General features: G+C 74.5%; 9 protein-coding genes. 5 read left to right on the forward strand and 4 right to left on the reverse strand.

Annotated elements, in window-relative coordinates; all coding sequences use genetic code 11:
• The first annotated feature begins 23 nt into the window (after positions 1–23).
• Entirely contained in the window at positions 24–851 is an 828-nt protein-coding gene (locus AB0A74_RS18965; protein ID WP_358251039.1) for a hypothetical protein, read from the forward strand.
• Between the two features lie 18 nt (positions 852–869).
• Here AB0A74_RS18965 and AB0A74_RS18970 read toward each other — a convergent pair whose 3' ends face one another.
• Positions 870–2,039, reverse strand: a complete 1,170-nt coding sequence (locus AB0A74_RS18970; protein ID WP_358251041.1) for a glycosyltransferase 87 family protein — start codon at positions 2,037–2,039, stop codon at positions 870–872.
• 182 nt (positions 2,040–2,221) lie between these two features.
• Between AB0A74_RS18970 and AB0A74_RS18975 the strand changes: the two genes are divergently transcribed.
• The 3 genes from AB0A74_RS18975 to AB0A74_RS18985 are packed head-to-tail and all read left to right on the forward strand — an operon-like array spanning position 2,222 to position 4,404.
• Positions 2,222–2,806 carry a DNA-binding protein gene (locus AB0A74_RS18975; protein ID WP_343934301.1) on the forward strand — a complete coding sequence of 195 codons (585 nt, stop codon included), beginning with the start codon at positions 2,222–2,224 and terminating at the stop codon, positions 2,804–2,806.
• Positions 2,807–2,831: 25 nt separating this feature from the next.
• Positions 2,832–3,488, forward strand: coding sequence for an RES family NAD+ phosphorylase (locus AB0A74_RS18980; protein ID WP_358251043.1), 657 nt, complete (start codon positions 2,832–2,834; stop codon positions 3,486–3,488).
• 22 nt (positions 3,489–3,510) lie between these two features.
• Complete coding sequence (locus AB0A74_RS18985) at positions 3,511–4,404, forward strand: DUF1028 domain-containing protein (RefSeq protein ID WP_358251045.1); 894 nt, start codon at positions 3,511–3,513, stop codon at positions 4,402–4,404.
• 4 nt (positions 4,405–4,408) lie between these two features.
• On the opposite strand, the gene AB0A74_RS18990 is transcribed toward AB0A74_RS18985, so the two are convergent.
• Both AB0A74_RS18990 and AB0A74_RS18995 read right to left on the reverse strand, forming a co-directional pair.
• Positions 4,409–4,963 carry a GNAT family N-acetyltransferase gene (locus AB0A74_RS18990; protein ID WP_358251047.1) on the reverse strand — a complete coding sequence of 185 codons (555 nt, stop codon included), beginning with the start codon at positions 4,961–4,963 and terminating at the stop codon, positions 4,409–4,411.
• A gap of 200 nt (positions 4,964–5,163) precedes the next feature.
• On the reverse strand, positions 5,164–7,068 hold the full coding sequence (locus AB0A74_RS18995; protein WP_358251049.1) for a S9 family peptidase: 1,905 nt from the start codon (positions 7,066–7,068) through the stop codon (positions 5,164–5,166).
• A 243-nt stretch (positions 7,069–7,311) separates the two neighbouring features.
• Between AB0A74_RS18995 and AB0A74_RS19000 the strand changes: the two genes are divergently transcribed.
• Positions 7,312–7,908, forward strand: a complete 597-nt coding sequence (locus tag AB0A74_RS19000; RefSeq protein WP_358251051.1) for an MmpS family transport accessory protein — start codon at positions 7,312–7,314, stop codon at positions 7,906–7,908.
• A 51-nt stretch (positions 7,909–7,959) separates the two neighbouring features.
• On the opposite strand, the gene AB0A74_RS19005 is transcribed toward AB0A74_RS19000, so the two are convergent.
• On the reverse strand, positions 7,960–9,699 hold the full coding sequence (locus tag AB0A74_RS19005; protein ID WP_358251053.1) for a BTAD domain-containing putative transcriptional regulator: 1,740 nt from the start codon (positions 9,697–9,699) through the stop codon (positions 7,960–7,962).
• Between the last annotated feature and the right edge of the window lie 208 nt (positions 9,700–9,907).

Here is a 9,907-nt window from a genome sequence, read left to right on the forward strand (position 1 = left end):
GGAGCCGAAGGGGTGTTCGACGCATGAGCCAGCCAGCCACACCGCTGTCCGAGCAGGAGCAGCAGCAGCTCGTCCGGCAGATCGGCCGCGCGATGCTGCCCGCGCTCCCGCCGGGCTGGCAGCGGGTGCGGGCCGAGTACCGGGCCGCCGGCCGGCACATCGAGGTGGACCTCGCGTTCGCCGGCCCCGACGGCCAGTGGCGACCGGTGCGCCCGCCGATGGACGTCGTGCAGCTCTTCGGGCAGTTGCGCGCCGGGATGTACCAGGCGGACCGGGGCACGTGGCTGTCCGCGGTCTACGAGATCGAGCAGCCGGGCACGTTCTCCGTCGACTTCGACGCCGAGGACGAGCCGCGCTGGCGCAACGCCCCGCCGGTCATCGGCTTCCAGGACGAGCTGCGGACCTTCCCGCGCGCCGACGACCGCATCCCGGACTGGCTGCGGCAGCGCGTCGGCCTCCCGCCGCGCGTGGAGGTCGTGCCGCCGGGCGAGCTGCGCACCGCGCACGTCTACGACGGCCGCGACGACGCCGGCCGGCCCGTGGTGAACCGGCAGACCGTGGACCCGCAACTGCGCGAGGCGCTCCTGGCGTACCTGGAGGCCGCGCCGGTCGTGCTGGCCGCGCGGAACCTGGACGTGGACGAGTTCGCGCCGGGCGAGCAGGACGTGCCGCTGAACTTCCGCACCGACGGGACCTGGATCTGGGCCGGCGCGGTGCCGCACTACCTGCGCAAGCACGGCCTGCCGCCGGAGCCCGCCCTGATCCGCCACATCGTGGACCGCGGCTTCGCGGTGGCCGAGGTGGACGAGGCGACCCGGGACCGCGCCGTCGCCCTCATCACCGGCGGCTGAGCCGCCGGCGGGGGCGGTTCAGTCGGCGACGGCGGGCTCGACGGCGGGCTCGCGGCGCGGCACCGGGCGGCGGACCAGCAGCACCAGCACGACGAGCCCCACCCACACGTACGCGTTGCCGACGACGTGCTGCCACCAGCTCCACGTCAGCTCCAGGTCCTTCTCGTGCGGCAGCCGCCACATCGGGGCCACCAGGAACAGCGCCGACAGCAGGCCCGCCCCCAGCCGCGACACGGTGACCAGCAGCAACAGCCCCGGCACGACCCACACCCAGTGGTGCGACCAGGACACCGGCGACACCAGCAACCCGCCGACCGCGACCGCCAGCAGCGCCGACACGTCGTCCTGCGCCCGCCGCACCGCGAACCACACCAGCACCACCACGGCCAGGCTCAGCAGCCCCCACACCGCGGTCTCCGTGAACCCGGTGAACCCGAGCCGGTGCACGACGCCGCGCAGCGACTGGTTGCCCACGTAGGCCAGCCCGCCGACGCGGCCCGGGTCCAGCAGCGACTCCAGCCAGTACTGCTTGGTGTCGGTCGGCGCGACCGCGAACCCGACCAGGCCGAACCCGACGAACGACAGGAACGCCGTCACCACCGGCCGGATCCGCTTGCGCGGCAGGAAGAACAGGACGAACACCGCCGGGGTCAGCTTGATCGCCGCCGCGAACCCGATCAGCAGGCCGCGCGGCCACCTGGTCTTGGGCAGCAGGCAGTCCAGGGCGACCAGGCCCATCAGCAGCAGGTTGATCTGGCCGAAGTCCAGGGTGGCGCGCACCGGCTCCAGCAGCAGCGACCCGGACGCGAAGGCCAGCCCGAGCATCACGGCCTTCTCGACGCGCCCGTGCAGGTGCTGCGCGGTCACCACGCACACGGCGGTGAGCAGGCCCAACCCGACGACCGTCCACACCAGGACCGCCGCCGGCCACGGCACCAGCGCGAGCAGGCTGAACAGGAACGCGGCGATCGGCGGGTAGGTGAACGGCAGCGCGGGCCCGTCGAGGGGCTTGGGGAAGCCCTCCGCGTACAGGCGCACGCCCTCCAGCCACGCCCGCCCGCCGACCCGGTACACCCGCAGGTCGATCAGGCCGGTGCCCGAGCGGACGAGCACGACGGCGAGGGCCGCGGCCATCACCAGCAACCACAGGCCCAGCGCACGCTTGTCCGTGCGCACCGGTACCGCCACCTGAACACCCCCGGGGTAAGTCAACCGGCCGCATCGTATCCACCACCCCGGTGAGGCCGAGGTCACCATGCCCGACCTCGCGCGTTTACGTAGAGTCGCGAGGTGTGCGCGCACAGTCGAGGCCTTGGGACATTCGGGGAATCCTTGCGCACAAAAGCGCACGCACGGGATACCCTGTGCGCATGAGTCCCGCGCTGGAGGCGGTTTTGGCCAAGGCAGGTCTGCAGGTCACGCCCGACGAGTTCCTGTCGCTCGTCGCGGACGCCGCCAAGCGGCTCGCCCCGCCGCACCCCGACCCCGCGGGCTACTTCACCCCCGACCAGCGCGACGCGCTGACCGACGTCGGCCTCGACCTGAGCCCGCACCACGCGGGCGACGACCAACCGCGCGCCCGCACCGTCGTGGCGCACGCGGTGCTGCGGGACTCGGCGCTGACCGTCGCCGAGGCGGCCCGGCAGCTGGGCGTGGACACCAGCCGCATCCGGCACCGGCTCGGCGTGGGCCGGCTGGTCGGCTGGAAGGACCGCGGCTCCTGGCGGCTGCCCGCGTGGCAGTTCGCGGGCGGCGGGGTGCTGCCCGGTCTGGAGGCCGTGCTGGCCGCCGTCCCGACCGACCTGCCCGCGCTGGTCGTGGCCGGGTTCATGACCACCGAGCAGGAGGACCTCCTGGTCGAGGGCGAGCCCACGTCGCCGCGGGACTGGCTGCTCGCCGGCGGCGACCCGCGCCGCGTCACCGAGCAGGCCGCCCAACTGGGCACGCCCGCGTAAGCAGCCGCCTCCCGACGGGACCTCCATGTCACGGCTCCCCCAGCCGCCCGCTCCTGCCGTGCTCCAGGCGAACCTGCGCCGCACCGAGGACGTGGTGGCGGTGCACCGCGCGACGCGCCTGGTACGCATCTTCACGGCCAAGGGCCTGCACCCGCAGCGCTGGAACAGCTTCCGCTACACCGGCCCGCTGCCGCACGCGCGCTTCGACACCCAGCCGCCCGCGCCGGACGGCTCGCCGACGCACGCGCACGACCAGGGCGTCCTGTACTTCGGGCTGTCCGTGCGGACCAGCGTCGCCGAGGTGTTCCAGGCGACGTCGGTGGTGGACCGGCGCACGCGCAGCCCGTTCCTGGTGGTGCTGCGCCCGCGCAGGACCCTGCGGCTGCTGGACCTGGCGGGCCTGTGGCCGACGCGGGTGGGCGCGTCGCAGGAGATCAGCTCCGGCCCCAAGGCGATGACGCAGCAATGGGCGCGGGCGATCCGCGCGGCGTACCCGGAGCTGGACGGCCTGTGGTACCGGTCGTCGATGGACTCCGGCGACCCGGCGGTGTGCCTGTGGGACCCGCCGGGCGCTTCGGGCCTGCCCGCGGCGCCGGACGTCCTGCTCCCGCTGGAACACCCGGGCCTGGACCTGCCACTGGCGCGGGTGTGCGAGGAACTCAACTACACGCTCCTCGGCTGATCCGTTGGGCATGATCGAGTCCATGACTTACTCGATCGTGGCGAGCGACCCGGCGACGGGGTGCCTCGGCGTGGCCGTGCAGAGCGGGGTCCTGGCGATCGGCACGCGGGTGCCGGCGGCGCGGGCCGGGGTGGGCGCGGTGGTCGCGCAGGCCGGTTCGGAGCTGTGGTGGCGGACGACCCTGCTGGACCTGGTGGCGTCGGGGATGACCGCCGAGGGGGCCGTGGCCGCGCTGGCGACCCAGCCGGGTGTGGCGGAGGCGCAGTTCGCGGTGGTGGACGCGACCGGCGGGGTGGCGGCGTTCACCGGCCCGGACTGCATCCCGCGCGCGGGGCACGCGCTGGGCGACGGGGTCGCGGTGCAGGCGAACATGATGGCGTCGGACGCGGTGTGGCCCGCGATGCTCGCGGCGTACGAGTCCGCGTCCGGCGGGCTGCCCGAGCGGTTGGTGGCGGCGCTGGCGGCGGCCGAGCGGGAGGGCGGCGACGTCCGGGGTCCCCAGTCGGCCGCCCTGCTGGTGGTGGGGCCGGCGCGGGGCGCGCTGTCGAACGGCGAGTGGGACGACCCGGTGTTCGACCTGCGCGTGGACGACTCCCGCGACCCCGTGGGCGACCTGTCCCGCCTGGTGCGGGTCGCGCGGGCGCACCGCAACCTGATCCGGTCGGCGACGCCGGGCGTGTCGGAGGACGACGCGGTGTCCGCGCTGCGGGCGGCGGCCGAGGGCGCTCCCGACGACCCGAGCGCGCTCCGGTCGGCCGGCATCGGGCTGGCGGTGCGCGGGCGGCCCGCCGAGGCGTTCCCGCTGCTGGAACGGGCGTTCGCGCTGGAACCCCTGGCCGAGCGGTGGGCGCGGGCCGCGGCGGTGCGGGCGGGTGACGCCGGCGCGGCCCTGCTGAGCTGGTTGGACGCGCGCTGAGGCGCTACCTGGCGACGCGCGTGCGGCGGGGCATGGAGAGGAAGCGGCCGTACCGGACTTCGGGGAGGTCCTGTCCGCCGAGTTCGTAGCGGTGGACCAGGCCGTCGTGGCGCCAGCCGTGGGACTCGTAGAACTCGCGGGTCCGGGCGTTGTCCTGGAAGACCCACAGGACGGCGTACCGGAAGCCCTGGTCCATGAGGTGCCGCACGCCCGCCTCGTGGACCTCGTGGCCCGCGCCGGTGCCGTGGAAGCGGGGGTCGGCGTAGATCGCGACCAGTTCGCCGGTGTGCAGGTCGGGGTGGGCGTCGGTGGACTCGCGCACCGCGTCCACCGCGCAGTAGGCCCCGATCCGCCCGTCGTCGCCGACCGCGACGAACACGCGACTGGGTTCGGGGAGCCGCAGCACGCGGGTGAGGGCGGGCAGCCGGCTCTCCGGGAGCATGCGGTCCAGCACCGGGTCGTCGACGATGCCCCGGTACGAGTGCTGCCAGGCGTCGACGTTGATCCTGGCGATCTCGGGGGCGTCGTCGGGCCGGGCGGCCCGCACTGTCCACTGCATCCGGTGAGCGTGCCGCAACTCCCACCACCTCCGCCGGCTTTCCCCGAACTCGGTCGCGCGCACCCGACCACGTGGCGCCACACCGTAGCGGTGCGGCTCCGCAACGCGACGGCGGCCTCCCCCGGTTGGGGAAGGCCGCCGGAAGGTCGCGGGAACTCGCCGCGAGGTCGCGGGCGACCCCAGGCCGCGCGGCCGGTGCGTCAGGACAGGTGCCGGGCCCACCAGGCGAGGACGTGGTCGAAGCGCTGCTTGCGGTGGCGGGGTTGGCCGGAGCGGGTCAGCTCGTGGCCCTCGCCCGGGAACAGCAGCATCTCCGCCTCGACCCCGTTGCGCCGCAGCGCCACGAACTGCCGCTGCGCCTGCTCCAACGGGCACCGCCAGTCGTGCTCCGAGTGCACCACCATGAACGGGATCGACACCTTCTCCGCGTACGTCAGCGGCGACATCGCCCGCTGCGTCTCCAGGCTCGACCCGCAGTAGGCCTCGGTGAAGAACCACCCGATGTCCGACGACCCGGAGAACGAGTCCCACGCGTTGACCGCGCGCTCGCTCCACGCCGCCCGGAACCGCTCGCCGTGGTGCGCCGCCAGCCAGGACGTCATGAACCCGCCGTAGGACCCGCCCATGACCCCGACCCGGTCGGCGTCGAGGTCCGGCCGCTCCAGCGCCACGTCCAGCACCGACAGCACGTCGTCCACGTCCACCGTGCCGAACCCGCCGACCACGGCCTGGCCGTGCGCCTGCCCGTACCCGGCCGACCCGCGCGGGTTGGGCAGCACGACCGCGTACCCGGCCGCCGCGTACACCTGCGCCTCGTCGAAGAAGCCCCACCCGTGGTACATGAACGGACCGCCGTGCACGACCAGCAGCACCGGGTGCGGACCCTCGCCGTCGGGCAGCACGAGCCAGCCGTGCACCGGGTAGCCGTCGGACGCGGACCCGGTCAGCTCGACCACCGGCCGCACCGGCACGCTCGACCCGAAGGACGTCAGCTCACCGCCGCCGACCCGCACGACCTCGCCGGTGTTGTCCGCCCGCGACACGACCGCCACGACGACGTCGCCGTCGGCGGCGAACGACTTGACCTCGGCCTGCTCGCCGGCCAGCAGCTCCATCCCGTCCAACGGCACCTCGACGCCGTCGAGGGGCACGCGCCGCAGCTCCACCGCGCCCCGGTTGCGCACCGCGACCAGCACGCCGGCGTCGGTCACCACGGGCGCGCCGGCGGCCCGCTCGCAGTCCACGCCCTCCAGCTCGGTGACGCGGGTCAGCTCACCGCCGCTGTACCGCCACAGGCTGTTGTTCCGGGCCACGCTGTGCACGCCGGTGAACTCGCTGCCGTAGAACACGATCCCGTCGCCGGCCGCCACGGGGTGCGCGACCATGCCCTTGGACCGCACGTACAGCTCCGGCTCGCCGCCGCCCGCGGGCACCCGGTAGACGTCCTGGTGCAGCGTCTCCACCGCGCCCAGGTCGCGGTCGGCCACGAAGATCAGCGCCGACCCGTCCGCCGTCCACGCCGGTTCGGCGACGGTGAAGGTGCCGTCGGTCAGCTCGACCGGCTTCGCCTCGGGGTCGAGCACGTCGACGGTGAACAGGCGCGGGTTCCGGTCGCCGACGAAACCGATGTCGTCGTAGCGGTAGTCCAGTCGCGCGATGTGGCGCGGCGCCTCGGACTCCGGGCCCCAGGGCTCTTCGCCGTCGGCGATCGGCACGCCGTAGCGGCCGACCTCGGGCACGCGGGTGACGAAGGCGAGCTTCGCCGAATCGGGTGACCACACGGGCGCGCCCGCGCCCAGCGGCAGGTCGGTCAGCCGCCGCGCGTCGCCGCCGGTCGCCGGCATGACGTGCAGCTGCGGCTTGCCGCCCTTGTCCGCGCACCGCAGGAAGGCGACCCAGCGGCCGTCCGGCGAGACGCGGGGGGCGAGGTCGCGTTCCGCCCAGGTCCAGCGCTGCGCGCCGGAGCCGTCGAGGGGCACGCGGTAGAGCCCGCCCCGGTAGGCGTTCGCGGTGAGGTCGGGGGTGGCGACGTTCACCAGGACGAGGTCGCCCTGGACCGACACCGAGCCGGGCAGGGTCAGCGACTGCAAGTCATCGGGGCGCACGTCCACGGACGTTACCCCAGTGTTCGTTAGCAAGGCTCACGAGAAATTGACGCTCACAGTTTCGTCACCCACCGGCCGGATCCGGCGCCCGGCGCGTTCCACCACCCGGCGCACCGCTTTGTGCACCGCGCGTGTGCGCCGCGTGTGGTGGGCCTTGGCACGCTGTGCGACGCCTTTCGAGCCGTTGTCACCAATTCCGCGGTCGGGGCGAATTCCGTTTCTCGCAATGAAAGTGAAGGACAAATGTCCCAGCAGACCTCCTACCCGCCCGTGCCCCCGACCGCGCCCGCGCCGCCCAGGAACGGCCTGGGCACCGCCGGGTTCGTCCTCGGGGTGGTGGGGCTGGTGTTGTCGCCGGTCCCGCTCATCGGGGTGGTCGCGTGGCCCCTGGTCGTCCTGGGTCTGATCTTCTCCGCCGTCGGGCTCGCGCGGGTGAGCAAGGGCAAGGCGTCCAACAAGGGCCTGTCCATCGCCGGCGTGGTGGCGTCCGTGCTGGGCCTGGGCGTGTGCGTCACGTGGGTGTTCATCTTCAACGCCGCCGTGGACGAGGTGCGGCAGGAGGTCGAGCGGGTCGCCAAGGTGGACTACGAGGTGACCGGCGACGCCACCGACGTGGAGATCCTCTACGGCGAGGTGCTCGACCCGAAGTCGGAGACCGTGCCGGCGCTGCCGTGGACCAAGCAGGTGGAGAACAAGGGCGTCTTCAAGGGCGGCACGCTCACCGTCACGGCCGGCGAGAACGGTGGCACGGTGACCTGCAAGATCACCGTGGACGGCGCGGTGGTGTCCACCAAGACCGCGTCCGGCGCGTTCGCCACGGCCGCCTGCACCGGCACCTGATCGGATCCCTTCGGGAGGGCGGGGGCCGCTGGTCCCCGCCCTCCCGCGCTGTCAGCGGGGTTCGAGCGCGTAGACGCGGAACAGCTCGGGCAGCCGGTACAGCGGCTCGCCGGCGGCGTCGAGGCCCCTGGGCAGCAGCAGGCCGGACCGCACCAACTCCTCCACCGCGGCGTCCGCCACCACCGCGCCGAACTCGCGTTCTCGCACGTCACGGGGTCCGAGCGCGGCGAGGCGTTCGGCCGCCCGCCGCGCCTGCGGGCACAGCCGCCGGTGGGCGCGGGCCAGCTCCGTCCGCACGCCGCGCCCGTCGACGCACAGCTCGTCCAGGCGTCCGCGTTCGTCGGCCAGCCGTTCGGCGAACGCCCCGACGCCCAGGTGGGCGCGGGCGGCCAGGCGGGTCGCCGCGATGCGGACCGCCAGCGGCAGGTGCCCGCACAGCCGCGCGACCTCGTCGGCGGCGTCCCGTTCGGCGGCGACCCGCTCGGGCCCGGCGACCGCCGCCAGCAGCTCCCGGGCGTCCTCCGGGGTGAACGGACCGACCGGCACGGGGGTCGCGCCCGCCAGGTCGTCCACGCGCTTGCGGGCGGTCACCAGCACCGCGCACCCGGCGGTGCCGGGCAGCAGGGCGCGCACCTGGCCGGCGTGCGCGGCGTCGTCCAGCACGACCAGGACCCGCCGGTCGGCCAGCACCGCCCGCAGCGCCGCGGCCCGTTCCGCCACGTCCTCCGGCACGTCCGCCTGCAACGCCCGCAGCAGGCCGGCCAGCAGGTCACCAGGCTCGCGCGGGGTGTCCGCGGAGCCCTTGAGGTCGAGGAACAGCTGGCCGTCGGGGAACCGGGCGCGCAGCAGGTGCGCGACCCGCACCGCGAGCGCTGTCTTGCCGGCGCCGGGCTGACCGGTGAGCACCACGACCGGCACCGGCCCGTCCGGGGCGCTCAACTCGGCGACCAGCCGCGCGACCTCGGCGCGCCGGCCGCTGAAGTCCGCGGTGTCCGGCGGGAGCTGGCAGATCGGGAACGCGGCGGACTCGGGCGGTGTCGCCTCGGCCGGCGGCGGCTCGGGCACGTCGCCGCGCAGGATCTCGCGGTGCAGCCGGCGCAGCGCCGGCCCCGGCTCCACGCCGACCGCCTCGACCAGCCGGTCCCGGGTGGTGCGGTAGGCGGCCAGCGCGTCCGCCTGCCGGCCCGCCGCGCACAGCGCGAGCATGAGCTGGCGGCACAGCCGTTCCCGGGTGGGCCGCTCGGCGACCAGCGCCTCCAGCTCGGCCACCACCTCGACGTGCCGCCCGGCGTTCAGCTCGGCCTCGAACCGGTCCTCCACCAGCAGCAGGCGGGTGGACTCCAGGTGCGAGATCTCCGGTTCCAGGGCGGGCGCGTCGAGGTCGAGCAGCGGGCGGTCGCGGAACAGCTCCAGCGCGCCCCGGTAGAGGTCGGCGGCCAACGCGTGCTCACCACGCCGCACCGCGAGCCGCGCGGCGTCCACCCGGCCGCGGAAGACCAGCAGGTCCAGGTCGGCCGGATCGACGCGGGCCGTGTAGAGGCCGTCGGTGTGGTCGATGCGCAGGTCGGGCAGCCGGTCGCGCAACCGGGACACGTAGGTGTGCAGGTTGGACAGGTACGACTTGGGCGGCTCGCCCTCCCACAGCGCGTCCACGAGCTGGTGCGCGGGGACGGGCCGACCCGCGTGGAAGAGCAACACGGAAAGCAGCGCCCGCAGTCGTTTGCCGCGAATGGAGACGGGTGCCCCGTCGGCCGTGCGCACCGTGAGCGGCCCGAGAACTCCGAACTTCACCCGGACACCCTAGGGAGGGTGATCGTCACGAAGTAACCGGTTCTTCGATGTATTTCGGAAAATTCCAACTCATCGGGAGATCAGCGCGGGCGGGCCGGGGGAATCACCGGAATAGCGGAACGGGCCGAGGTGGGTGGCGGCAGCGGCGGGACAGCGGGCGCGCGTGGCGGCCAGCAGGCGACGCGGGCGGGCGGCGGGCGCGGCGGGC

The sequence above is a fragment of the Saccharothrix sp. NPDC042600 genome (assembly GCF_040647305.1).
GTDB classification, from domain to species: domain Bacteria; phylum Actinomycetota; class Actinomycetes; order Mycobacteriales; family Pseudonocardiaceae; genus Actinosynnema; species Actinosynnema mutabilis.